24 protein-coding genes are annotated in these 24,543 nt (G+C 73.3%); 14 read left to right on the forward strand and 10 right to left on the reverse strand.

Features of this window, described 5'->3' with window-relative positions; all coding sequences use genetic code 11:
- Positions 1-250: 250 nt before the first annotated feature.
- The 7 genes from AB0G56_RS12145 (at position 251) to mshD (ending at position 7,378) form a co-directional block, all read left to right on the forward strand.
- Complete coding sequence (locus tag AB0G56_RS12145; RefSeq protein WP_360967505.1) at positions 251-1,033, forward strand: response regulator transcription factor; 783 nt, start codon at positions 251-253, stop codon at positions 1,031-1,033.
- Positions 1,034-1,231: 198 nt separating this feature from the next.
- Positions 1,232-2,254, forward strand: coding sequence for a LacI family DNA-binding transcriptional regulator (locus AB0G56_RS12150; RefSeq protein ID WP_360967508.1), 1,023 nt, complete (start codon positions 1,232-1,234; stop codon positions 2,252-2,254).
- A 178-nt stretch (positions 2,255-2,432) separates the two neighbouring features.
- Entirely contained in the window at positions 2,433-3,620 is a 1,188-nt protein-coding gene (locus AB0G56_RS12155; RefSeq protein WP_360967511.1) for a trypsin-like peptidase domain-containing protein, read from the forward strand.
- Positions 3,621-3,718: 98 nt separating this feature from the next.
- On the forward strand, positions 3,719-3,910 hold the full coding sequence (locus tag AB0G56_RS12160) for a hypothetical protein (protein WP_360967514.1): 192 nt from the start codon (positions 3,719-3,721) through the stop codon (positions 3,908-3,910).
- A 131-nt stretch (positions 3,911-4,041) separates the two neighbouring features.
- Complete coding sequence (locus tag AB0G56_RS12165) at positions 4,042-4,797, forward strand: response regulator transcription factor (RefSeq protein ID WP_360967516.1); 756 nt, start codon at positions 4,042-4,044, stop codon at positions 4,795-4,797.
- On the forward strand, positions 4,794-6,248 hold the full coding sequence (locus AB0G56_RS12170) for a HAMP domain-containing sensor histidine kinase (RefSeq protein ID WP_360967518.1): 1,455 nt from the start codon (positions 4,794-4,796) through the stop codon (positions 6,246-6,248). Before AB0G56_RS12165 ends, AB0G56_RS12170 begins: the two co-directional genes overlap by 4 nt.
- 209 nt (positions 6,249-6,457) lie before the next feature.
- Positions 6,458-7,378 (forward strand): mycothiol synthase, encoded by a 921-nt coding sequence (gene mshD / locus AB0G56_RS12175; RefSeq protein ID WP_360967521.1) that lies wholly within the window; start codon positions 6,458-6,460, stop codon positions 7,376-7,378.
- Here the strand turns inward: mshD and AB0G56_RS12180 are convergent.
- The 5 genes from AB0G56_RS12180 to AB0G56_RS12200 form a co-directional block, all read right to left on the reverse strand.
- On the reverse strand, positions 7,356-8,069 hold the full coding sequence (locus AB0G56_RS12180; protein ID WP_360967524.1) for an ABC transporter: 714 nt from the start codon (positions 8,067-8,069) through the stop codon (positions 7,356-7,358). The two genes, mshD and AB0G56_RS12180, sit on opposite strands and share 23 nt — an antisense overlap.
- The gene (locus AB0G56_RS12185; RefSeq protein WP_360967527.1) at positions 8,057-9,634 is read right to left on the reverse strand and encodes an ABC transporter permease; all 1,578 of its coding nucleotides are present in this window, start codon (positions 9,632-9,634) and stop codon (positions 8,057-8,059) included. The genes AB0G56_RS12180 and AB0G56_RS12185 overlap by 13 nt, the downstream gene beginning before the upstream one ends.
- Positions 9,631-10,494 (reverse strand): ABC transporter ATP-binding protein, encoded by an 864-nt coding sequence (locus tag AB0G56_RS12190; RefSeq protein ID WP_360967530.1) that lies wholly within the window; start codon positions 10,492-10,494, stop codon positions 9,631-9,633. The genes AB0G56_RS12185 and AB0G56_RS12190 overlap by 4 nt, the downstream gene beginning before the upstream one ends.
- A gap of 115 nt (positions 10,495-10,609) precedes the next feature.
- On the reverse strand, positions 10,610-11,497 hold the full coding sequence (locus AB0G56_RS12195) for a zf-HC2 domain-containing protein (protein WP_360967533.1): 888 nt from the start codon (positions 11,495-11,497) through the stop codon (positions 10,610-10,612).
- Entirely contained in the window at positions 11,494-12,045 is a 552-nt protein-coding gene (locus AB0G56_RS12200; RefSeq protein ID WP_360967536.1) for an RNA polymerase sigma factor, read from the reverse strand. Before AB0G56_RS12200 ends, AB0G56_RS12195 begins: the two co-directional genes overlap by 4 nt.
- Positions 12,046-12,193: 148 nt before the next feature.
- Between AB0G56_RS12200 and AB0G56_RS12205 the strand changes: the two genes are divergently transcribed.
- The 4 genes from AB0G56_RS12205 to AB0G56_RS12220 are packed head-to-tail and all read left to right on the forward strand — an operon-like array spanning position 12,194 to position 15,430.
- Complete coding sequence (locus AB0G56_RS12205; protein ID WP_360967538.1) at positions 12,194-12,604, forward strand: GntR family transcriptional regulator; 411 nt, start codon at positions 12,194-12,196, stop codon at positions 12,602-12,604.
- Entirely contained in the window at positions 12,601-13,530 is a 930-nt protein-coding gene (locus tag AB0G56_RS12210) for an ABC transporter ATP-binding protein (RefSeq protein WP_360967541.1), read from the forward strand. Before AB0G56_RS12205 ends, AB0G56_RS12210 begins: the two co-directional genes overlap by 4 nt.
- The gene (locus AB0G56_RS12215) at positions 13,527-14,600 is read left to right on the forward strand and encodes an ABC transporter permease (RefSeq protein WP_360967544.1); all 1,074 of its coding nucleotides are present in this window, start codon (positions 13,527-13,529) and stop codon (positions 14,598-14,600) included. The genes AB0G56_RS12210 and AB0G56_RS12215 overlap by 4 nt, the downstream gene beginning before the upstream one ends.
- Complete coding sequence (locus AB0G56_RS12220; protein WP_360967547.1) at positions 14,597-15,430, forward strand: hypothetical protein; 834 nt, start codon at positions 14,597-14,599, stop codon at positions 15,428-15,430. Before AB0G56_RS12215 ends, AB0G56_RS12220 begins: the two co-directional genes overlap by 4 nt.
- Before the next feature lie 70 nt (positions 15,431-15,500).
- Here the strand turns inward: AB0G56_RS12220 and AB0G56_RS12225 are convergent, their stop codons facing one another.
- From AB0G56_RS12225 to AB0G56_RS12235, 3 genes are all read right to left on the reverse strand, one after another.
- Complete coding sequence (locus AB0G56_RS12225) at positions 15,501-16,166, reverse strand: YdcF family protein (RefSeq protein ID WP_360967550.1); 666 nt, start codon at positions 16,164-16,166, stop codon at positions 15,501-15,503.
- Positions 16,167-16,556: 390 nt separating this feature from the next.
- On the reverse strand, positions 16,557-16,808 hold the full coding sequence (locus tag AB0G56_RS12230; RefSeq protein WP_360967552.1) for a DUF397 domain-containing protein: 252 nt from the start codon (positions 16,806-16,808) through the stop codon (positions 16,557-16,559).
- A 121-nt stretch (positions 16,809-16,929) separates the two neighbouring features.
- Positions 16,930-17,319 (reverse strand): hypothetical protein, encoded by a 390-nt coding sequence (locus AB0G56_RS12235; protein WP_360967555.1) that lies wholly within the window; start codon positions 17,317-17,319, stop codon positions 16,930-16,932.
- Positions 17,320-17,770: 451 nt separating this feature from the next.
- Between AB0G56_RS12235 and AB0G56_RS12240 the strand changes: the two genes are divergently transcribed.
- Complete coding sequence (locus tag AB0G56_RS12240; protein ID WP_360967558.1) at positions 17,771-18,940, forward strand: helix-turn-helix transcriptional regulator; 1,170 nt, start codon at positions 17,771-17,773, stop codon at positions 18,938-18,940.
- On the opposite strand, the gene AB0G56_RS12245 is transcribed toward AB0G56_RS12240, so the two are convergent.
- A complete protein-coding gene (locus AB0G56_RS12245) occupies positions 18,937-19,593 on the reverse strand; it encodes a M15 family metallopeptidase (RefSeq protein WP_360967561.1) in 657 nt (218 codons plus the stop codon). The two genes, AB0G56_RS12240 and AB0G56_RS12245, sit on opposite strands and share 4 nt — an antisense overlap.
- A 40-nt stretch (positions 19,594-19,633) precedes the next feature.
- Positions 19,634-20,671, reverse strand: coding sequence for a GNAT family N-acetyltransferase (locus tag AB0G56_RS12250; protein WP_360967564.1), 1,038 nt, complete (start codon positions 20,669-20,671; stop codon positions 19,634-19,636).
- Positions 20,672-21,036: 365 nt separating this feature from the next.
- Here AB0G56_RS12250 and AB0G56_RS12255 point away from each other — a divergent pair, with 365 nt between their 5' ends.
- Both AB0G56_RS12255 and AB0G56_RS12260 read left to right on the forward strand, forming a co-directional pair.
- On the forward strand, positions 21,037-23,277 hold the full coding sequence (locus AB0G56_RS12255; RefSeq protein ID WP_360967567.1) for an RNA degradosome polyphosphate kinase: 2,241 nt from the start codon (positions 21,037-21,039) through the stop codon (positions 23,275-23,277).
- Positions 23,258-24,454 carry a CHAD domain-containing protein gene (locus tag AB0G56_RS12260; protein WP_360967570.1) on the forward strand — a complete coding sequence of 399 codons (1,197 nt, stop codon included), beginning with the start codon at positions 23,258-23,260 and terminating at the stop codon, positions 24,452-24,454. Before AB0G56_RS12255 ends, AB0G56_RS12260 begins: the two co-directional genes overlap by 20 nt.
- Positions 24,455-24,543: the final 89 nt, after the last annotated feature.

Genomic DNA, 24,543 nt, shown 5'->3' on the forward strand with positions numbered 1-24,543 from the left:
TGTGCTTTCGGCGGGCGTTGTATACGACGCGGGAAACCGCGGGTGTACGGGGGCCGCCGGGAGCGCAGTGGCTCTTGGGTTCCTTCACCGGCCCGGGATCCGCGGCGGGTCCCGGGGGCGCGGGGTCCGCACCCAGACGAAGCGACGAACAGTGCCGCGAAACGTCCTCGCAGGGACCCGAGGAGGAACCAGACGCCATGGACGAGCGAACCGTGCACGACCATACGACGACCCTGACAGGGGGGTCTCGATGAGTTCTCTGCTGCTCCTGACCAACGCACTCCAGCCGTCGGCGGAAGTGCTCCCCGCCCTCGGGCTGCTGCTGCACAACGTGCGGGTGGCCCCGGCCGAGGGGCCCGCGCTCGTGGACACCCCGGGCGCCGACGTCATCCTGATCGACGGGCGGCGCGACCTGCCGCAGGTGCGCAGCCTGTGCCAGCTGCTGCGCTCCACCGGGCCGGGCTGCCCGCTGCTCCTCGTCGTCACGGAGGGCGGCCTCGCGGCGGTCACCGCCGACTGGGGCGTCGACGACGTACTCCTCGACACCGCGGGACCCGCCGAGGTGGAGGCGAGGATCCGGCTGGCGATGGGCCGGCGGCAGATCGTCAACGACGACTCGCCCATGGAGATCCGCAACGGCGACCTGTCCGTGGACGAGGCCACCTACAGCGCCAAGCTCAAGGGCCGGGTGCTCGACCTCACCTTCAAGGAGTTCGAGCTGCTGAAGTACCTCGCACAGCACCCGGGCCGCGTCTTCACCCGCGCCCAGCTGCTCCAGGAGGTCTGGGGCTACGACTACTTCGGCGGCACCCGGACCGTCGACGTCCACGTACGGCGGCTGCGGGCCAAGCTCGGCCCCGAGCACGAGTCGCTGATCGGCACCGTCCGCAACGTCGGGTACCGGTTCGTCACCCCTGAGAAGCCCGAGAAGACGGACCGCGCCGCGGACGGGGCCAAGGGCAGGGCCGGGGCGGCCGGGCGCGGCACCACGGACGACTCCCCCACGGGCGCGCCGGTCCACGCGGAGACGTGAGCGACCGGGCGGGGAGGCCGGTGGTCCGGATGCCGTACCGGTGATCGGGACGCCCGTGGATGATCCACCGCCCGCCCGTGGGTGACCCACCGCCCGCCCGTGGATGATCCACCGCCCGTCGGCGCACGGCGTCGCGGCCCCGCATCCACGCACCGGTACTCCCTGCCCGGGGCGTGTCCATCCGCGTAGACTCCGCGCGTGGCCAAGGTGACTCGGGACGACGTGGCGAGACTGGCGGGGACTTCCACCGCCGTGGTCAGCTATGTCATCAACAACGGACCCCGGCCGGTCGCCCCGGCCACGCGCGAGCGTGTCCTCGCCGCGATCAAGGAACTGGGGTACCGGCCCGACCGGGTGGCCCAGGCCATGGCGTCGCGGCGCACGGACCTGATAGGCCTGATCGTCCCGGACGCCCGCCAGCCCTTCTTCGGGGAGATGGCGCACGCGGTCGAGTGGGCGGCGGCCGAGCGCGGCAAGATGGTCCTCGTCGGCAACTCCGACTACGTCGCCGAGCGCGAGGTCCACTACCTGCGGGCCTTCCTCGGGATGCGGGTCTCCGGGCTGATCCTGGTCTCCCACGCGCTGAACGACCTGGCGGCGGCCGAGATCGAGGCGTGGGACGCCCGGGTGGTGCTGCTGCACGAGCGGCCCGAGGCCATCGACGACGTCGCCGTCGTCACCGACGACCTGGGCGGCGCCCAGCTCGCCGTACGGCACCTGCTGGAGCACGGCCACGACTACGTGGCCTGCATGGGCGGCACCGCGGACACGCCCGCCGTGGGCGACCCGGTCTCCGACCACGTCGAGGGCTGGCGCCGCGCGATGGCGGAGGCGGGGCTCCCGACCGAGGGACGCCTGTTCGAAGCGCCGTACAACCGCTACGACGCCTACCGGGTCGGTCTGGAGGTCCTCGCCGGGCCCGACCGTCCGCCGGCGATCTTCTGCTCCACCGACGACCAGGCGATCGGCCTGCTGCGGGCGGCGCGTGAGCTGCGCATCGACGTGCCGGGCGAACTGGCGGTGGCCGGTTTCGACGACATCAAGGAGGCGGCGCTGGCGGACCCGCCGCTCACCACGGTCGCCTCGGACCGGTCGGCGATGGCCCGCGCGGCCGTGGACCTGGTGCTGGACGACGGGTTGCGGGTCGCCGGGTCGCGGCGGGAGCGGCTGAAGGTGTTCCCGTCACGGCTGGTGGTACGCGGTTCCTGCGGCTGCGAGTGAGCGTTTCCTGCGGCCGCGAGTGAGCGGTTTCGGCGGCTGCGAGTGAGACGACGCCCGCGCGGCGTTTCCTTGCAGCGGCACGATGGCGGCGCGTCTTTATATCGGGCATACGAGGTTCTGTCGGGCTTTTCAGCGAGGACTCAGGAAGCTCTCATGATCGCGGGTCACTCTCAATGACATGACCGAGAGCATCCGCCGCAGCGGCGAGTACGAGTACCCCCAGGGTGACGGACAGGCCCCGACCGGCTCCGCCTCGCCCGTGAACCCGGAGTGGCCGCCCCCGCCGGCGTACCCCCCGGCGCACGCTCCGGCGCAGCTCGCCGCCGCCGAGCCCGGCGCGCACGGCGCTCACGGCGCTCACGGCGCGTACGAGCCGTACGGAGCGCAGACCGCTCACGGCTCTCACGGCGGCCACGGCTCTCACGGCGGTGGGTACGACGGCGGCACCGCTCTCCTGCCCGCCGTCCCGGCCGGGCCCGCCCCCAGGAAGCGCGCCAAGGGCCCGCTCGCGCTGCTCGCCGCGGTGGCGATCGCCGCGGCGGCCGTCGGCGGCGGCACCGCCTACGCCTTCCAGCAGCTGACCGGCACGGACACCGTCGCCTCCAGCAGCACCAGCACCGACGTGGTCCCCTCCAGCCAGCGCGGCAGCATCTCGGCGATCGCCAAGGCGGTCAGCCCGAGCGTCGTCGAGATCACCGCCACGCTCGACAACGGGACCTCCACCGGCTCCGGCGTCGTCGTCAGCAGCGGCGGCGAGGTCGTCACCAACAACCACGTGATAGCGGGCGCCTCGTCGGTCAAGGCGCGGACCAGCAACGGCGACACGTACACCGCGCAGGTGGTCGGCACCGACAGCTCCAAGGACCTGGCCCTGGTCAAACTGGAGGGCGCCTCCGGTCTGAAGCCCGCGGCACTGGGCAACTCCGACGGCGTGGCGGTCGGCGACCAGGTCGTCGCGATCGGCTCCCCCGAGGGCCTGACCGGCACCGTCACCAGCGGCATCGTCTCCTCGCTCGACCGGGACGTGACCGTGTCCACGGACGAGAGCCAGGGGCAGGGGCAGGGGCAGGGCCAGGGCGACGGCCAGTGGCCCTTCGAGTTCGGCGGCCGGCACTTCAACGGCGACACCGGCTCCTCGACCACCACCTACAAGGCGATCCAGACCGACGCGTCCCTCAACCCGGGCAACTCCGGCGGAGCGCTGATCGACGCCAACGGCAACATCATCGGCATCAACTCGGCGATGTACTCGGCGGCGGCCGCCTCGGACTCCTCCAGCGCCGGCAGCGTCGGCCTCGGCTTCGCCATCCCGATCAACACCGTCAAGGCCGACCTGGCCAAGCTGCGCTCCGGCGCACAGAACTGACAGCAGAGCCGGCACCGGGACCCCGGTACCCCGAACCACGGACGAAAGAGGACACCGCAGGACCAGAACGGGCACCACCGCACGACAAGGAGCACGTCATGATCCAGCAGCTCGCGCACCAGAAGAACGGCAACCCCGACGCGACCGCCCGCGCGGACATCCCCGAGAGCCGCGCCCCGCAGACCGTCCCCTGCCTCGCCGTCCCCCATCTGATGGGCCTGCGCCTGCCCGCCACGCGCCCGCACCGCCACAAGGTGCCCCTGCGGCGGCTGACGGCCCTGGCGGCGTGAGCGGCCGCGCGCCGCACGCTACGGGTGCCGGACATGCGAATCTGGGAGCATCCCCTCACGGGCCCGGAAGCGACCCACCGGTCGCACCGCCGGGCCCCTCCGGCCCCGAACAACCCGAGGAACCACGACCGATGAGCCCCGCCGACGGCGACCGCGACCGTGACGACCGCGACCGTGCCGCCCAGCGCATCCTGATCGTCGACGACGAGCCCGCGGTGCGCGAGGCCCTCCAGCGCAGCCTCGCCTTCGAGGGCTACGACACGGAGGTCGCCGTGGACGGCGCGGACGCGCTGGAGAAGGCGGGCGCCTACCAGCCGGACCTGGTCGTCCTCGACATCCAGATGCCCCGCATGGACGGCCTGACCGCCGCCCGCCGGATCCGCGGCGCCGGCGACACCACCCCGATCCTCATGCTGACGGCCCGCGACACCGTCGGCGACCGGGTGACCGGCCTGGACGCCGGGGCGGACGACTACCTGGTCAAGCCCTTCGAACTGGACGAGCTGTTCGCCCGGATCCGCGCGCTGCTGCGCCGCAGCTCGTACGCGGCGGCCGTGGCCGACGACGTCGACGAGGGTGACGTGCTGGCCTTCGCCGACCTGCGCATGGACCTCGCGACCCGCGAGGTGACGCGCGCCGGGCGCCAGGTGGAGCTGACCCGGACCGAGTTCACGCTCCTGGAGATGTTCATGGCGCACCCGCGCCAGGTGCTCACCCGGGAGCAGATCCTGAAGGCGGTGTGGGGCTTCGACTTCGAACCGTCGTCGAACTCCCTCGACGTCTACGTGATGTACCTGCGGCGCAAGACCGAGGCGGGCGGCGAGCCGCGCCTGGTGCACACCGTGCGCGGGGTCGGGTACGTCCTGCGGCAGGGCGGCGCGGAGTGAACAAGGCGGTGCGCCGGTTCCGGTCCCTGCCGATCCGCTCCCGGCTCGCGCTGCTGGTGGCGGCGGCGGTGGCGTTCGGCGTGGCCGCGGTGTCGGTGACCTGCTGGTTCATCGTCCAGGGCAAGCTGATCCAGCAGCTCGACGCGGACCTCAAGGCGGCCAGCAGCCCGGTGCGCTCGCAGAGCGTGGAGAACCTCCTGACCAACTGCACCACCACACCCAGCACCACGGACGACCGCGGCCCCGGCTCCACCGACTACTACGTCCAGGTGATCAGCGCCACCGGCGGGACCTGCGTCTTCGGCAACTCCGTCGGCACGGTCAGGGTCACCGGCGCGGACACCGAGATCGCCCGGAACGCCGGACAGGGCATCGAGCGGCTGCACGACGGCAGGGACACCAAGGGCAACCCCGTGCGCGTGCTGACCTCCCCGCTGCTCATCGCCTCCCCCGCCGGTCCCCAGCTGTACCCCGGGCACGCGCTGCTGATCGCCACGCCGCTGAAGGACACCGACAAGACCCTCGACGACCTGGCGCTGCTGCTCCTGCTCGTCTCCGGCATAGGCGTCGTCGGCGCGGGGGCCGCCGGGCTCGCGGTCGCCCGCGCCGGGCTGCGCCCCGTGGACAAGCTCACCGAGGCCGTCGAGCACGTGGCCCGCACCGAGGACCTGACCATCCGCATCCCCGTCGAGGACGACAGCGAGGACGAGATCGCCCGGCTGTCGCGCTCCTTCAACTCGATGACCGCGTCCCTGGCGTCCTCCCACGACCTCCAGCAGCAGCTGATCGCCGACGCGGGCCACGAACTCCGTACGCCCCTCACCTCCCTGCGCACCAACATCGAACTGCTCACCCGCAGCGAGGAGACGGGCCGCCCGCTGCCGGAGGCGGACCGCAAGGCGCTGCTGGCCTCCGTGAAGGCGCAGATGACGGAACTGGCCGCCCTGATCGGTGACCTCCAGGAGCTGTCCCGTTCGGAGGGGCAGCGCGGCGAGCGGATCCAGGTGATCGCGCTCCAGGACAGCGTGGAGGCGGCGCTGCGCCGCGCCCGGCTGCGCGGCCCGGAGCTGACCATCACGGCGGACGTCGAGCCCTGGTTCGTGCGGGCCGAGCCGGCGGCCATGGAACGCGCGATCGTCAACATCCTGGACAACGCGGTGAAGTTCAGCCCCGAGGGCGGCACCGTCGAGGTGCGGCTCACAGCCGGCGTCCTCACGGTCCGCGACCACGGCCCCGGCATCCCGTCCGACGAACTCCCCCACGTCTTCGACCGCTTCTGGCGCTCCCCCAGCGCCCGCGCCCTGCCCGGCTCGGGCCTCGGCCTGTCCATCGTCGCCCGCACCGTCCAGCAGTCCGGCGGCGAGGTCACCCTGACCCGCGCCCAGGACGGTGGCACCGTGGCGACGGTACGCCTGCCGGGGGCGCCCACCCCGCCCCCCGAACTGCCTTGAGCGCGTCACCGAACGCCGCCCGTGCTCCCGGACCGCGGGCGAGCACCCGTCAGCGGCCCGTACGGTCCGCGCCCACGCGGGCCACGGGGCCGCCGGGCGAGGTGCCGCGCGTCGCCGTGGGCCGGGGTGCCGCGCGTCGCCGTGGGCCGGGGTGAACGGACCGGGCCGACACCCACGTGACCCGGCGCCCGCTCTGTACTCTCAAAAACATGACCAGCGACGAGACCGCACCGATCGCCCGCTCACTGGAGACCCTTTCCGCGCTCAGTGCGGACCAGGCCGACACCGTGTTCGCTCTGCTGGCCGCGGCGGCCCGCGACGACGGACAGCAGGCGGTGTCCGAACAGGGCAGGCTCCAGTTGCGCGGGGGCGCCCGCGAAGGCGTGTCGCATCTGCTGCTGCGGGTCGACGGTGAACTGGTGGGCTACGCGCAGTTGGAGGACACCGACCCGGTGGAGGCGCCCGCCGCCGAACTCGTCGTGCACCCGGCGCACCGCGGGCACGGGCACGGCCGGGCGCTCGGCTCGGCGCTGCTCGCCGCCTCCGGCAAGCGGCTGCGGGTGTGGGCGCACGGCGGGCACTCCGCCGCCCGGCACCTGGCGCAGGTGCTCGGGCTGACCCTGTTCCGCGAACTGCGGCAGATGCGGCGCCCGCTCACCGACTTTGAGCTGCCCGAGCCGGTACTGCCGCAGGGCGTCACGGTGCGGGCGTTCGTGCCCGGCCAGGACGACGCCGCCTGGCTCGCCGTGAACGCGGAGGCGTTCGCCCACCACCCCGAGCAGGGCTCCCTCACCCAGCGGGACCTCGACGCCCGCAAGGCCGAACCGTGGTTCGACCCGAGCGGGTTCTTCCTGGCCGAGCGGGAGGGCCGGCTGGCCGGCTTCCACTGGACCAAGGTGCACGCCGAGGAGGGACTGGGCGAGGTGTACGTCCTCGGGGTGCGGCCCGGTGCGCAGGGCGGCGGCCTCGGCAAGGCGCTCACCGTGACCGGCCTGCGCCACCTGGCGGAGCGTGGCCTGCCGACCGCGATGCTCTACGTCGACGCCGACAACAAGGCGGCGGTGTCGGTCTACGAGCGGCTCGGCTTCACGACGTACGAGACGGACCTCATGTACCGGACGGAGGTCTGACGCCGGCGGCCTTCGGGCGCGCGGCGCAGCGGCGCCGCGCCCGCGGCTCGGGCAGGCACGCCGCGCAGATCACCGCGGCGGCGCCCAGGGCGGCCGTCCACCAGTGGTGGGCCGCGGCCCAGTCGGGGTCGCCCGGGGCGGGCAGCGGGTTCCACCGGGCCGGTGCCAGCAGCGCGGCGACGGCGAGGGCGAGCAGGGCGAGCGCGGTCGCGGCGCCCGGTGCCGGCTCCGCACGCAGACGTACCGAGGCCGACGCGAGCGCCAGGGCGGCCGCCGCGACCGCCGCAGCCTCCAGGGTGAGGGCACCGGCCGGCGGGCGGGCCCCGTCGGGTACGAGGAACAGCGCGGCGGTCCACCAGGCCGCGGCGAGCGGGGCGACGAGCGCCAGGCGCACCGCGGCCCGTAGCGCCCGCCGTACGGGGACCGCCGAGGTGGTGTCCCGGGCCGGGTCGTCGAACAGGAACGCCAGGCCGAACCCGCCGAGCAGCGCGACCAGTCGCAGCGCCCCCAGCCCGAGAGCCGGGTCCGGGCCGCCGGCGCCGGACATCAGCCGCACGCTCCCGGCGGCCGGCAGTCCCAGTGCGCCCGCCGCGCCGAGCACCCGCCACGGCAGGGACCGCCACACCGGCCCCAGCAGCGCGCCGATCACCCGCCGCGTACCGCTCCCTTTTCCGTCCTTCACTTCTCGCACGCGTCCCCGGCTCCCTTCGCGTGGCTCACGCCGGGCACGTCCAGCAGGTCGGCGACGCGGGCCGTGGACGTGCCGGGCGCGGTCAGTTCGGCCCAGTGGGACTTCACGGCCGAGGCGGCCTCCTGGCGCGGGCGGTCGAACAACGCCCTCACGACCTTGGTCTGTTCGGCGCTCATCCTCAGGCCGCCGGTGGGCGTCAGCACGTAACTTCCGCCTTCGAGGTTTTCGTCGAGCCGGACGTCGCGCAGGGCGGTGACCGGGTCGGGCGCCGCGCCCAGGGCGAGCCACATGACGGTGACGACACGGCCGTCGCACACCTCGGCGCCCGCCCGCTCGTCGCCCGCGACCAGCACGGAGGCCAGGCCGACGGAGAACTCCGGGACCCGGTTGCCGCCCCAGCGGGTGCCGACCGTGGCGGTGCCGGGGGCGGTGAGCGGGTCGTAGGCGCCGCCGCCGTCCAGTCCGTAGCGTGCCTCGACGCGCTGGCGCACGGTCAGCGGCCGGGTGGCGGCGATGCCGCCGGCCAGGGAGCGGACGCGGTCGGCGGTCTTGGCCCAGGCGTCGGTGCGGCCGGTCCACTCGGGCAGCGCGCAGTACGTCGTCGTCCCGCGCGCCGCGCAGCTCTCGACGGCCTCCGGGTGCTCGGACACCCGGGCGCGGGCCGTCTGGAGCGCGGCGGAGGGGCCCGGGGACTGCCCGGCGATCCCGGCGGCGGTCGCGGCGAGCGCGAGGACGGCGAACGCCTTGACGCGGACGCTACGGCCGCCCGAGCGCAGCAGCGCGGCGCCCAGCAGGAAGGCGGTCAGACCGGCCAGGTAGAGCGCGTGCCAGGCGGCCGGGCGGCCCACCAGGCCGGAGGGCACGGGATCGGAACCGGTCTCGGTCACGACCGGGGCCAGCCACCGGACCCAGTGGGCGCCGCCCGCCGCGACGCCGAGGAAGGCGGGGACCATGAATCCGGCGACGACGACGAGCAGGGCGGCGAACCAGGAGGGCACCAGCCGGGCCAGGAGTACGCCCGCGACCCCGCAGAGCAGCACCGTCAGCGGGGCCACCGCGAGTTCGGCGGCCGAGCCGTGGCCGACCGCGCCCGCCCTGAGCGCGTCCGAGGTGAAGCGGACGGCGACGACGAGGGCGGTGAACAGCGCGAACGGGACGACGGACAGGGCGTGGGCGAGGGTGCGCCGCCACGGTTCCATGACCAGGACGCCCAACTGCTCCTCGGTGCCCCGGCGCCGGGAGCGCAGCACGGCCCGGTCGGCGCAGACGAACAGGGCGGCGCCCAGGAGCAGCGCGCCGCTCTGGGTGGCCCGGTCGGCGTCCTGGAGGGCGGGGTGGTCGGCCATGCCCTCGTGGCCGGCGTGCCAGCCGGCGTGGCCGGAGTACATGCGCCAGGCGGTGGCGGCGGCGTACACCGCGAAGAAGAGCAGGACCACGGCCTGGCGGGCCAGTTCGCGGCTCTCGACGCGGGCCAGGGCGAGCACGGCCCGCACGCGCGGGCCGCGGGGTGCCCCGTCGGCGCCGGTCACGGAGGTGGGCTCGGGGGGCGCGGTGGTCGTCGTCATCGGGCCGCCGCCTTCGTGCCGCAGGCGTCGAGGGTGAGCAGGTAGCCGTCCTCCAGGGTGGGTTCGAGCAGGCGGGCGCCGTCGGGCGGGTCGCCCACGTTGCGGAAGTCGCCGGTGCCGGTGCGCCAGCCGGCGCGTGCGGCCGGGTCGCGTTCGGTGCTGCTCCACACCCGGCCCGCGGCCCGCGCGGTCAGTTCGGCGGGGGTGCCCTCGAAGCGGACGCGGCCGCCGGCCATGACGACCACGCGGTTGCAGAGCATGGAGACGTCCTCGGTCTGGTGGGTGGACAGCAGCACGGTGCGGTCCTCGCCGGTGCGGGTGACCAGGTCCCTGAAGCGCATCCGCTGCTCGGGGTCGAGACCGACGGTGGGCTCGTCCAGGACGAGGAAGCGGGGGTCCCCGACGAGCGCGGCGGCGAGGGCGACGCGCTGTCGCATGCCGCCGGAGAGCTTCTTGATGCGCCGTCCGCGCACGTCGCCGAGGTCGACCTCCGCAAGGACGCGCCGCACCTCGCGGTGGCGGGCGCCGCGGTCGGTGAGTTCCTTGAGGATCGCGACGTAGTCGACGAACGCGAAAGCGGTGAAGTCGGGGTGCAGGCCGGGGTTCTGCGGCAGGTAGCCGAGCCGGCGGCGCACCGCCAGGCGGCCGTCGGTGGTGCCGGGGTCGTGGCCGAGCACGGTGAAGGCGCCCCGGTCGGCGGGGACGGCGGTGGCGAGCACGCGCAGCAGGGTGGTCTTCCCGGCCCCGTTGGGCCCGAGCAGCCCGGTGATGCCCTCCCCCAGGCTCAGGGACACGTCGTCGAGAGCGGCGGTGCCGCCGTAGCGGAGGGTGAGCCCGGAGGCGGAGACGGTGTGGGTCACGAGGCACTCCCGTACGGAGGATCGGTGCGGTTCGGGTGAGGCGACGGGGCGGGGGAGAGGGACGGGGCAGGGGAGAGGGAGGGGGCGGGGGAGGGCGCGGGCGACGGGGCGCACGTCACGACGGTCCCCCATGCCGCTGGCCCGGGTGGGGCGTGCGGGGCGTGGTCAGGTCGAAGCGGTCCCGCAGGCGGAAGAGGAGGACGGTGGCGAGGACGGCGACCGCGGCGGCCGTGCCCTGGCCGGCCGCCGTGAACTGCGGCAGGGGCGTGTCGCCGTGCCGGGTCGCCCGGGCCACCAGCAGGAGGGCGGTCCAGGCGCCGCCGGTCAGGGCGGGTGCGAGGACCGGGCCGAGCCGGGGGGTGAGGGCGAGGCCGGTGGCGGTGAGGGCGAGGGCGGGCAGCAGCCAGGCCAGGGCGCGCAGCCCGTAGCCGGGCAGGGCGAGGGTGGCCAGGCCGTTGATGCCGAGCCCGGTGGCCAGTACGGCGACCGTGCGCAGCAGCACCAGCCGGAACCCGTGCAGCGGGGCGACCACCGCCGTCTCGTACGCGGGGTCAAGGGCGGGCCCGTAGGCGAGCGCCACCCCGGCGAGCGGCAGCAGCGGTGCGAGCGCGAGGAACAGGACCGGCGAGTCGGCCGAGCGCAGCGTGTCGGACACGGCGACGGTCATCACCAGCACCGCGGTGAGGGCGATCAGCCATGAGCGGCGCAGCACGGGGGTGGCGGCCAGCAGCCGCGCGGTGTGGTCGGCCACGCCGCAGCGCAGCAGCAGCGCTTCGAGCGGCCCGGGGCGGGGCGCGTCGAGTTCGGCGTCCAGCCGGGCCCAGCCCTCCTCCAGCGCCACCGGGTCGGTGAGCGCGGCGAGCCGGGCCCGGCACGCGGCGCAGCCGGCGAGGTGGGTGTCGGTGGACCACAGCAGCGGCGGGGCGAGTTCGCCGCGGTCGTAGGCGCGCAGGTGCTCGTCGGCGACGTGCCAGGTCTTCCGGGGTGTCGTTCCGCCGCTCATGCCAGCGCCTCCCGCAGTTGCTTGCGGGCGCGCATGGCCCGCGTCTTGACGGTGCCGGGCGGGATGCCGAGCAGGACGGCCGCCTCCCGGGTGGTGAGTCCGTCGATGACGGTGGCCTGGAGGACGGCCCGCAGTTCCGGCGAGAGCCGGGTGAGGGCTCCGGCGAGGTCGCCGTGCTCGACGCCCGTGAGCACGCGTTCCTCGGCGGAGGCCTCGTCGCGGTGGCGCAGCCGGGTCAGGGCCTGGCGCAGCCGGCCGCGCGCGCCGTCGCCGCGCAGGGCGTCGATCAGGCGGCGCGAGCCGATCCGCCACAGCCATCCGGCCGCGTCCGCCGCGGCGGCCTGTTCCCGGTAATGGGCCTTGCCGCGCCAGACGGCGAGGAAGGTCTCCTGGACGACGTCGTCGACCATCGCGGGGTCGGCGCAGCGTCCGCGCAGCCGCGCGGTCAGCCACGGCGCGTACCGCCGGTACAGCTCCTCGAAGGCGCGCCGGTCCCGGTCCGCCGCGATGGCCCGCAGCAGTTCCCCGTCGCTTCTCGTTCCGCTCACGTCCCCTCTTCGGACGGAGCCCGCGATCCGGTTCACGGCGGGCCGGGTCCACGAACGCCGGGCGTGCCGGGCGCCGCGGGCGTTTGACTTTACGATCATCTTGCACCACCCTTTCACTACTCAATTAGTGAAAGGGTGGTGCAGGGGGGTGCTCGTATACCGCATCGACCGGCACAGCGGCGTGGCCACCTACATGCAGATCGTCCAGCAGACCAAGCAGGCCCTGCGCCTGGGCGCCCTGCGGCCCGGCGACCGGCTGCCCACGGCCCGCGAGGTCGTGGAGGCCACCGCCATCAATCCCAACACCGTGCTCAAGGCCTATCGCGAGCTGGAACGCGAAGGGCTGGTGGAGGCCCGCCGCGGCCTCGGCACCTTCGTACGCCGCTCGCTCGGCACCGCCCCCGCCGACGACTCCCCGCTCCGCGCGGAGCTGGACGGCTGGGCCGGGCGGGCCCGCGCGGCCGGCCTGGACCGCGACGACGTGGCCGCGCTCTTCACCGCCGTACTCGACCGACACTTCGCCCCGCGCGAAGAACATCCCCAGGGAGACCCGTCATGACCGACACCGGCACGGCACTCGAGGCAGCCGCGCTGGGCAAGCGGTACGCCCGGCGCGCCAAGGGCTGGGCGCTGCGCGAGTGCGCCTTCCGGCTGCCCGCCGGGCGCGTCTGCGCCCTGGTCGGCCCCAACGGGGCGGGCAAGTCCACCCTGCTCACCCTCGCCGCCGGCCTGCTCGCCCCCAGCGAGGGCCGTATCACCGTCCTCGGCACCGACCCGGCGAGCGCCCGCCCCCGGGTCGGCTACGTCGCCCAGGACAAGCCGCTCTACCCGCAGCTCACCATCGCCGAGACGCTGCGCATGGGCGCCGACCTCAACCCGGCGCGCTGGGACGCGGCCGGCGCCGAACGGATCGTGGCCGTCGGCGACCTCGACCCGCGCTCCCGCATCCGCACCCTGTCCGGCGGCCAGCGCACCCGGGTCGCGCTCGCGCTGGCCCTGGGCAAACGGCCCGAACTGCTGCTGCTCGACGAGCCGATGGCCGACCTGGACCCGCTGGCCCGGCACGACCTCATGGGCGTCCTGATGGGCGAGGCCGCCCAGCACGGCACCACGATCATGCTGTCCTCGCACGTCGTCGCCGAGTTGGAGGACTCCTGCGACCACCTGCTGCTCGTCGGCGGCGGCCGGGTCCGGCTGGCCGGCGAGATCGACGACCTGCTGGCCGCGCACACCCGCGTGACCGCGCCCGCCGACACCGCCGAACTGGCCCGGCACACCGTCGTCGAGTCCCGCACCGCCGGCCGCCGGGTCACCGCGCTGATCCGGCCCCGTGGCCCGCTGCCCGAGGACTGGCACGCCGGCCCGCCCAGCCTGGAGGAACTCGTCCTCGCGCACCTGCGCAACCCCTCGGCCCCAGCCCTGGACGGGTCCGGCGAGAGCCACCCGGCCCAGGAGAACCACACGACCCAGGAGACCCGCGCATGACCACCCTGACCGCCCCGACCGGCCCGGCCCCCGCGGCCGCCGGATCCCGCGCCGGCCGGCCGCGCCTGGTGCGCTGGCTGCTGCGCCTGCACCGCCCGGCGCTGTACACGTGGGCCGTGCTCGTCGTCGTCCTCGCCGCCGGCCTGGTGTGGCTGTGGGGCCCGCTCGCCGACGCCGCCGCGAGCGCCTGGCGGCAGTACGACGCCTGCGGCATGTCCCCGCGCTGCTCGTACGACCAGGACGCCATCCTGCGCTACAAGGACGTCTACAACTACACCACCCTCGCCCTCAACGCGCTCCCGCTCCTGGTCGGCGCCTGGGCCGGCGGCTCCCTGTTCGGGCGCGAGCTGGAGAGCGGCACCGCACGGCTCGCCTGGGCCCAGGGCGTCACCCCCACCCGCTGGCTGGCGACCCGCCTGGCCCTCCCGGCCGCCCTGGTCGCCGTGGGCACCGGCCTGCTGGTGCTGCTGCACAACAGGGCCTGGTCGGCGGCGCGCGGCCGGGTCACCACCGCCAAGGACTGGACCGACACCTGGACCCTGCACGCCAACGGGCCCACCACCGTCGCCCTCGCCCTGGCCGCCCTCGCCGCGGGCGCACTGGCCGCCCTGCTGTGGCGGCGCACCCTGCCCGCGCTGGCCACCGGCCTGTGCGTGGCCGCCGGCCTGCGCGGCCTCGCCGGCCTGGCCCTGCCCCACATGTGGCCCGCCGTCACCCGCGTCACCACCCTGGAGGAGGGCTACGGCGGCGGCGGACTCCCGCTCGGCAGCGGCCTGGTCACCGCCACCGGCGCGCACATCCCCGACCCCGGCTGCTACTCCCCGGACCCGGCCGTGTGCGCCGGGACGTACGCGAAGCTGCACGCCACCGGCTTCTACACCGAGAGCCAGCCGTTCTCCCACTACTGGCCGCTGCAACTCGCCACCAGCGCCCTCGTCCTGGTCCTCGCCTGCCTGCTCGCCTGGGCCGCGTTCACCGTCCTGCGGCGCTCCACCCGTCCGACGGCGCCGGCCGGCAAGGGGGCCACCACCGGCAAGGGGGCCACCACCCGCAAGGAGGCCACCGCGTGAGCACGAGCACCGCGCTCGTCCAGGGCCTGCCCCGCACCGTCCTCACCGTGCACCGCGCCGCCCTGCTCGTCTGGGGCGCGTTCGTGGCCGGCACGATCGGCTGGCTGGTGTGGCTGAACGAGGTCACCGCCGAGCGGGCGCACGCCTCCGCCTCGCCGTTCGCCGCCCTCGACTACAGCGACCCGACCGGCTGGATCGCCGCGCTCGTCTGCTACAGCTTCCTCGCCGTGGCCGCGTTCGCCGGCGCCTCCCTCGTCGGCCGCGAACTGGAGTCCGGCACCGCCCGCCTCGCCTGGACCCAGGGCGTGAGCCCCACCCGCTGGCTGACGGCCAAGCTCGCCGTGCCCGCCGCCGCCCTCACCCTCGGCGGCACCGCCCTCGTCCTGGCCTACCGCTGGGGCTGGGCGGCCCACCGCGACCTGATGCGCGACAAGTGGTCCTACGCCGACGTCTTCGTGGCCCGCGGCCCCGCCACCGTGGCCTACGCCCTGTGCGCCCTGTCGGTCGGCGCGCTCACCGCGCTGCTCGTCGGCCGCACCCTGCCCGCCCTCGGCGTCTCCTTCGCCGCGATGTGGCTGCTCCACCTCCTCCTGGAGGCCGCCCGCCCCCACCTGTGGCCCGCCGTCACCCGCACCTCGCCGCACCCGGTCGCACTGCCCCGCGACGCCTACCTGCTCCGGGCCGGCGGCAACGGCGAACGGTACGTCGCCACGTACCACCCGCAGTCCCACTTCTGGCCGCTGCACCTGCTGGAGACGGGCATCGTCCTCACCGTCACGGCCGCGGTCACCGCCGCCGCGTTCACGGTGCTGCGCCGCGGCACGGCGTGACCGCCCGGGCGGCGGCGGGCACAGCACGGCGGGGGCAGGAAGGAGCGACAGTTCGCCCGGTCAGGGAAGCTCAGTTGATGAGGCGGCTGGTGAAGCCGTCGCGGATGAGGGTTTCGTACGCGGCGTGCACGTCCTTGGGAACCTGCTGCTCGACGGCAAAGCCGAGCTTCGGATACTCGATGACCCGCTGGAGGTCGCCGACCAGCATGTCAAGGACGAGCTGGTCGTCCCCGATGGACTTCAGGTAGTCGTCCAACTCCAGCCTCTCCGACGCGCAGAGGAACTCGACGTCGGGCCACAGTTCGCGGGCGGTCGCGAACGATCGCCTCTCCATGTACGGCTTGGAGACCAGCAGCACCGTCGTGGGGTGGATGCCGGCTGCGGCGAGGACCTCCCGCGAGAGGCTGATGTTCTGGCCGGTGTTCGTCGCGTCCGGCTCCAGCAGGATCGCCTCGGCGGGAACACCGAGATCGATGGCGTGCTCGCGGAAGTGGACGGCCTCGCCGCGGGGGAAGACCTCGGCGGTGGTGGGACTGTTGCCACCGGTGAAGACCAGGGTCGGGAAGAGTCCGGAGCGATACAGCTCGGCGGAGTGCGCCGCGACGCCCAGGTCGTGGCTGCCCAGCCCGATCGCCACGTCGACGGACCGCAGCTCGTGCTGCATCTGGTGGTACTCCCAGATCAGCTTGGCCTGACGCAGCTGGCCCTCGGTGATTCCCTGCTGGTCGTTGCCCACGCGTTTCTCCCTGGTCACCGTTGACGGGGGCCGGTCCGGCCCTCGTTCATGGCCTTGATGCCCTCGATGGACCGCAGTTTCGGGGGTCGCCCCCCCCGCTATCCCGCGCATCGTGTCTCCGGGATGGCGCGGTACTCAGTCCCTGCCAGTGCTGTCGAAGGCATCGCCGGCCCCTGTCGACGGCCATCGGGGTGAGGACTAGCAGCGAGCGGCCCGGTACCCGTCCAGCATTCGCAGTGCCGCACTCAGGGTCGGCAAGCGACCAGGACAGGAGCGTTCACGGGGCAGCGCCCAGGCGTGCCAGCACGACAGGCACCGCAGCACCCTGAGGTGTTCCGGGTCCCGCTCTGCGTTCCCGCCGCACTGCGGACACCGCCCCATGACGACTCCCTACACCGTGACGTCGAATTCGCCCAGCTTGGCACCGGCCAGGAAGTCGGTCCACTCGTCCGCCGTGAATTCGACCGACGCACCGGTCACGGAGTTGCGGACAATCACAGTGCCGGGAACGTTCGTGGCCACCTGCACGCAGCGAGGATCGTTGTTGTTGTAGGTGCACGCGGTAGACGTGCGGAATGCGAACTCCGGACCTGGTGTCACGTGCTTCCCTTCGTCGTGCTGTTGCGGGGAATCGGTCCCCACGTCGTCTTGCGGCCCGTCCCCACAGGCGCTCGCCCACAGGTACGGGATTCAGGTGTTGCTGCCCTTGCGCCTCGCAGCGCGCCGGAAGCGGCAGCCATCGGGTGTGGTGCTGGTTCGGCCGTCAGGCCTGGTTGTACGGGTGACAGGGGCAGGTACACCGCGCAATGAGCATGAGGCCCGCCCCGCCAGGAAGCGGAATGCCCTTGGTTCGACGGCAGTCGCGGTGCAGCCCCTTGTATTCCGGACGCTGCGCGACCCCGCACTCGGCGGACATGGTTGACGTGTCCGCTGTCGTCGTGCCGGTCACAGTTCGCCCCTGACTGCGCCGGTTGGCTTCCCGCACCTTGGCATGCAGCCGGATGGCATAGCCGACGCAGCGCGGACAGGAACAGGGCGGAAGTACGGAAGTCGCCTCGGGCACTTCAAGCGGCTTCACCGTGTGCTTCTCGCGTACCTGGGTGCGCTCGCCGGTTTCCGGGTTGACCCGGTAGACCGCAATGGTCATTGCCACTGGACGGCTCCCCACGGGTCGACCTCGGCGCCTGTGCGGGCCGTTCGCAGCACGACATCCAGTTGGGCGACGTAGGGCCGCACCAGGACACCCGGAGACGCCCAGGGGGCAGGCGGCTGTGCGGTGATCCTGGGACGCAGGCTGCGCGCCCCGACCGGTCTCGCTCCGCGCACGTACGGGATCGGCGCCACGCGGGGCACTACAGAACACCCAGACAGACGGGCATGCCTGCCTCGGGTACGCCGTCCAAGCAGGATCGCTCTCACCCATTCGAGGGCTGTTCGGATAAGGTCCGTCACGTCATCGCTCCTGTCAGCGGTGGCTGGCCCCCGGCCGGTCGCACGGCGCGGGGGCGCTTGCTGACCACTCAACCGATCTGGCGCGTGCCTGCGGGAGTTGACCGGCGTTGACTAGACTGGACAGTCAACGGTCAACACCCTCCGGAGCAGCGATGGACGACTTTCGAGCGCGCGTCCGGGCAGCCCTTCGGGAACGACACATGAGCTTGCGCGGCGTTGCCCGCGCCCTCAACTATGACGTTGCGTACCTGAGCCGCGTCCTCAACGGGAAGCAGTCGCCTTCCCTGCAACTGGCCGAAGGGCTGGACGGACTACTCGGCACCGATGGGGAGTTGGTCGCCCTTGCGGCTCGTTCCGACCGCTCAGCAGAAATGGACGCCCTGGAACACAGCCCCGCCTCGGACGCATGCGGGGGAGAGGGTTTCACGCGGGCCATCCGTGACATGTCTCAACGTCTGGTCGCCCTCGACAATGAGATGAACGGCTTACCCGTCGCGGATGCAGCCGCACGCGCGTACAAGTCAGTACATCGCCAGATGGGGGAAGGCATTCACGACCGCAAGGCAGAACACGAAATCCAGGCGGCGGCAGCGGAGCTGGCCGAGGTCGCCGGCTGGGCACTCTTCGATGCCGAGAAACACCAGGCTGCGCGCAGATTCAATCAAGAGGCTCTGTACCTGGCAAGGCTTGCAGGTGATCGCTCGATCGAGCTGCTTGTTCTGCAGAACATGGCCATGCAGGCGGGCTGGGTGGGGCGTCCACGCGAGGAGTTGGCCATTGCCCGGTCCATTATCGAGCAGGGGCGAATTTCCCCGCACACCGAAGCAATGTTCAGGGTCCGTGAAGCAAAGGGGCTGGCCGGAGCGGGCCAAGGCTCCGAAGCCGCCCGATCCTTCGACCGCGCACGATCACTCATCCAGGAGAGCAAAAAAGGCAGTGATCCTCACTGGACGTGGTGGGTCACGGCGAACGAGATCGACGGGCATCAGGGATTCGCCCTGCAGGAGGCAGGGCAGTGGAAAAACGGAATCCCCTACCTCCAGAGGGCTCTGCACCAACCCGGTGGGGCCAAAGTAGGCTATCGGAACATCTCCGCCGTCCGGCTCCTCGGCTGCCTTTTGGGAGTGGGCGCATGGCCGGAAGCCGAAGAGCTGGCCCTGTCGATCATCCCGACCATCGGCGAGACCGCCTCCGCCCGCGCCCTGAAGCTGCTCGGCGACACTGCCCAACGAGGCCTGTCACTGCCCAGGGCACCTATGGGGGTCCGTGACGCGCTCCATGGATGCTACGAGGCGCTGGCCGAGGATCCGTACGCGTTTTAGGAGTCGATCTCCTTAGGGCCGTACAGGGCAGCGGCCTTCCCTTTGGTCAGGGCCCAATAGCGGTCCCCGAAGGACCAGTGCCACCACTCCGTGGGGTAGTTCACCAGACCCGCAGCCGTGAGCACGGTGCTCAGCAGTTTCCGGTTGGCGCGGGCTTCCTCGCTGATGTTGGCAGCATCGGTGTAGCAGGCGCCCTCGCTCTCCTCAGGGTCCGCGTTCATCCGCGTGCCCAGGGCCAGCTCGTGCCCGTCGGCACCGGCCAGGGTGAGATCGACGGCTGCACCGGCGCTGTGCGGAGCGATCTCGGGCGGTGACACGTACCGGCTCGCCGCCGCGTGGATCTGCCCGGCGGACCACTCAGGATGCATGGCTTGCAGCTGACCGGCGTACTCCTCAAAGTACTTCCGCTGAAGGGCAGGAGGCCGGTAGCCCTCGACGAACAGCAGGCGCAAGCCCGCCGGAAGCATCGACTGGGCCTTGAGCAGCCGCTTCAGCACACCTTCCCGCAGGTGGGCGAAGGCACCGACCGGGTCCTGCTTCCGCACGTCGACCAGGAACGAGCCACCACCTCGGACATCCACGAGACGTTCACCGCATTCCGCAACGGGTATGGCAGCGATCTTCGGGTCCGACATCAACACGATCTCACTCATGACGCGATCATCCCGCAGGCCCACCCCAGTGATCTTGCGGTCAAAAAGGCAGGCCCCGCAGGTCCACGCCGACGGTGGGCCGGGGCAGTTCGGCCAGGTCGTAGGTCATGGTGGTCAGCGGGCAGAGCCGGGTGCCGGAGGGTTGCCGAAAGGTGACCGGCGCGGAGATCTGGCGCCACCCGAGCTGCGTGCAGAACGGGACGTGCTCTTGGCGGCAGAGCAGCATGGCGGTTTCGGCACCGGCCGCCCGCGCGTGTTCGATCGCGACACTGATCATCGTCCTTGCGATACCCCGACCCCGATCGGCGGGGTGCACCAGCACACTGCCCAGCCCGGCGACACGGCGCGGTACCCCGTCGAATGGCATCTCCCGCAGCAGCCACTCCGTAGCACCGACCAGCCGGCCGTCACGGACCGCCGTGAGCGTGTGTTCCTTGTCCGCCCAGACCAGACCGACCCCGTCGACTCCCATCGGGTCGGGCAGACCACCGCGCAGTGCGGTGTTGTCCTCCCGGTTCCCGGGGCCAGGCGCATAGCTCAGCCTGAGGCCTGCGTCACCGTCAGTACCGTCATCCACGGCATGCTCCGTTGCGGCCGGGATGGCGGTGGGGCGGAACCGATACCGCAGACAGTGCAGTCCGCTGGACTGGACTGTCCCGGCCGCCTGAGCACCCAGGCGGCGCAGGACCGCGATCGAGGCCGTGTTGCCAGGCAGGACGAACGCGAAGACGACAGGAAGCGCGAGTCGGCGGAACGCCAAGTCCAAGCAGGCACGACCCGCCTCTCCCGCGGTGCCGCGGCCCTGCGCGCGCGGATGCACGGCGAAGCCGAGGTCGATCCCGTACCAGGCCCGGTTGCGCAATCCCACCCGCCCGAGGAAGGCACGGGTGGCCGCGTCCCTGACCGCGAAGTCGCCGTAGCCGTGCCTGGCCCAGTGTGCGACGTGATCGCCGCACATCGCCTCGGCCGCGGACCGGCTGTCCGCCCGCCCGGTCGCCAGCCACCGCATCACGCTGTCCTGGCTGACCACCGCCTCGAAGAGATCGTCGCTGTCCTCGCGACGGATCGGCTCCAGCACCAGCCTCGGAGTGCGCAGAACAGGTCCGGGTAACCGAGCCACTGGGCAGCCCCCCTCAGCCGACGGCTGAGAAGCGTACCCGGCGCCCCCCTGGAACCACCTGGCCGGCGATCCGAGGAGCCCGGCACGCCCGCAGAGGAAGCCGCCCCGCAAGATCCCCGCAGGCGCCCGTGATCCCTGCGGGCCGCCCCCCGCTATCCCGCACGTCATGTCTCCGTAACCGGTGATTCAGACAGGCTTGCGACGCTCGCCCAATGAAACCCGCCGTGCCCGAGCCTCCGCCGCCCCCCGAGGGGTCCGCAGCCGCGCTCCCGCCCGCGCCTTCCGACGCGCCTGCCCCCCTCGCCGCGCGGAAGAATGGATTCATGAGCCAGCCAGACACCCAGGCAGCGCAGCAGGTCCCGCATCACCAGCCCTCCGTGGGCTCTCTCGCGGCCCACCGCCCGCACACCGTGGCCGCGGCCGTCTCCGACCTGGACCCCGACCTCGACGCCGACCTCGACGTCTACGAGGAGGCACGGGACGGCGAGGACCAGCTCCCGCAGGGGCGCTTCCTCGACCGGGAGCGCAGCTGGCTCGCCTTCAACGAACGCGTCCTGGAACTGGCCGAGGACCCGGACACGCCCCTGCTGGAGCGGGCCAACTTCCTCGCGATCTTCGCCAGCAACCTGGACGAGTTCTTCATGGTCCGCGTCGCCGGCCTCAAACGCCGTATCGCCACCGGCGTCGCCACCCGCTCCGCCTCCGGCCTCCAGCCCCGCGAGGTGCTGGAGATGATCTGGGCCCGCTCCCGCGAACTCATGGCCCGCCACGCCGCCTGCTACCAGGAGGACGTCGCCCCCGCCCTCGCGGAGGAGGGCATCGAGCTGGCCCGCTGGAGCGAGCTGACCGAGAAGGAACAGGCCCGCCTGTTCACCCTCTTCCGCCAGCGCATCTTCCCCGTCCTGACCCCGCTGGCCGTCGACCCCGCGCACCCCTTCCCGTACATCTCCGGCCTCTCCCTCAACCTGGCCGTCGTCGTGCGCAACCCGGTCACCGGCCACCGCCACTTCGCCCGCGTCAAGGTGCCGCCGCTGCTCAACCGCTTCCTGGAAAGCTCCCCCGGCCGCTACGTCCCCCTGGAGGACGTCATCGCCGCCCACCTGGAGGAGCTGTTCCCGGGCATGGAGGTCCTGGAGCACCACACCTTCCGGCTCACCCGCAACGAGGACCTGGAGGTCGAGGAGGACGACACCGAGAACCTCCTCCAGGCCCTGGAGAAGGAACTGATGCGGCGCCGCTTCGGGCCGCCGGTGCGCCTGGAGGTCGAGGAGTCCATCGACCGCGAGGTGCTCGACCTGCTGGTGCGCGAGCTGAAGATCAGCGAGGCCGAGGTCTACCCGCTGCCCGGCCCGCTCGACCTCACCGGCCTCTTCCGCATCCACAGCCTGGACCGGCCCGAGCTGAAGTACCCCAAGTTCGTCGCCGGCACCCACCGCGACCTCGCCGAGGTCGAATCGGCCTCCCCGCCGGACATCTTCGCCGCGCTGCGCAGCCGCGACGTGCTCCTGCACCACCCCTACGACTCGTTCTCCACCTCCGTGCAGGCCTTCCTGGAGCAGGCCGCCGCCGACCCCGACGTCCTCGCCATCAAGCAGACCCTGTACCGGACCTCGGGCGACTCCCCCATAGTCGACGCGCTCATCGACGCCGCCGAGTCCGGCAAACAGGTCCTCGTCCTGGTCGAGATCAAGGCCCGCTTCGACGAACACGCCAACATCAAATGGGCGCGCAAGCTCGAAGAGGCCGGCTGCCACGTCGTCTACGGCCTGGTCGGCCTGAAGACCCACTGCAAGCTGTCCCTGGTGGTCCGCCAGGAAGGCGGCGACACACTGCGCCGCTACAGCCACGTCGGCACCGGCAACTACCACCCCAAGACCGCCCGGCTGTACGAGGACCTCGGACTGCTCACCGCCGACCCGCAGGTCGGCGCGGACCTCTCCGACCTGTTCAACCGGCTCTCCGGCTACTCCCGCCGCGAGACCTACCGCCGCCTCCTCGTCGCCCCCAAGTCCCTGCGCGACGGTCTGGTCTCCCGCATCCACAAGGAGATCCAGCACCACCGCGCCGGCCGGCCCGCCTTCATCCGCGTGAAGGTCAACTCCATGGTGGACGAGGCCGTCGTCGACGCGCTCTACAGCGCCTCCCAGGCGGGCGTCCCCGTCGACGTGTGGGTGCGCGGCATCTGCGCCCTGCGCCCCGGCGTACCGGGTCTGTCGCAGAACATCCGCGTCCGCTCGATCCTCGGCCGCTTCCTCGAACACTCCCGGGTCTTCGCCTTCGGGAGCGGCGGGGAGCCCGAGGTGTGGATCGGCAGCGCCGACATGATGCACCGCAACCTCGACCGCCGTATCGAGGCCCTGGTCCGGGTCACCGACCCCGCCCACCGGGCCACCCTCAACCGGCTGCTGGAAACGGGCATGTCCGACACCACCGCCTCCTGGCACCTCGGCCCGGACGGCGACTGGACCCGGCACGCGAGCGACGCGGACGGCCAGCCCCTGCGCAACATCCAGGAGACGCTCATAGACGCCCGGAGGCGCCGGCGTGGCACAGCAACACCTTGACCCGACGCACCGTCCCACTGCCGCCGTGCCGCCCCCCGCGCTCCAGGGGCCCGGCGGCGCACCCACCGCGGACGGCCTCGCCGCCTATCTGCGGGCCCAGGCCACGGAGTTCCTCCGCGCGCTGCGCCTGCACCGCGAGGCCGGCCCCGCGGCGGGCGCCGGCGAGGAGGCCGCCGACGCGGCGCGCGCCCTGCGCCGCTCGGCCCGCCGCATCAGCGGCAGCCTGCACACCTTCCGGGGGGTGCTGGACGAGACCTGGGCGGAGGAACTGCGCCCGGAACTGGCCTGGCTCTCGGGCACCCTGGCCCGCGAACACGCCTGCCAGGCCCGCCTGGACCGGCTCCTCACCGCCCTGAACAGGCTCTCGGGACCCGCCGGTCCCGCCAGGCCGGCCGGACCCGCCGGACCGGCGGGCTTCCCGACTCCCGCGGCCGCGGGCGCGGGCGCGGGCGCGGCGGGCACGGGAGCAGCGGCGGGCCCGCGCGCGGGGACGGCCGGCCGCGCCGTGAACCACCCGCCGCAGCCGCCCGCCCCGGACCGCGGCAGCCTCGCCGTGGGCGCCGCCAAGGCGGGCGCCCTGCTGGACCGTCAGCTCACCCTGGCCCGTACCCGCGCCCACTCCACGGCCCTCCAGGCACTGGGGTCGAGCCGCTTCCACGCCGTCGCCGACAAGGTCGCCGTCCTCGCCAGCGACGTCCCCCTCACCCCCACCGCGCACGCCACGGACCTGCGTCCTCTCGCCGCGGCCGCCGAGGAGCGCCTCGCGGACGCGGTCGCCGCCCTGCCGCTGGTCACCGCGGGCAGCCCCTACAACGCGGCGGCCCTGGTCCACGGCCTGTCCCCGGACCCGGCCCCGCACCCGCAGGACGCCCCCTGGCACCAGGTGCGCCTGCTGCTGCGCCTGCACCGCTACGCCCAGGAGGCCCTGCTCGGCGCCCCGGACACCACCCGGGCCCCCGCCGACGCACGGCTGCCGGAGGCCGGCCGGGCGCTCGACCGGCACCGCGACGCCTCGGAGGCGGCGGCCGCGGCGTCCTCGGCGGCCCGCACCCCGCGCATCGCCCCGGCGACGGCGTACGCGCTCGGCGTGCTCCACGCCGACCAGCGGCACGAGGTGGAGGCGGCCCGGTTCGCCTTCCAGCAGTGCTGGCTCAGACAGACCGTGGCCGCCGGCTGAGAGGGCGGTGGCGCCCGGCGACGTCCCCGAGGACACCGTCGTCCTGGCGGCGGGCTGCGTCCTGTGGCGCCGCTCGCCGGCCGGCGGCG

Source organism: Streptomyces sp. NPDC021356, from assembly GCF_040641015.1.
In the GTDB taxonomy this organism is placed as follows: Bacteria; Actinomycetota; Actinomycetes; order Streptomycetales; family Streptomycetaceae; genus Streptomyces.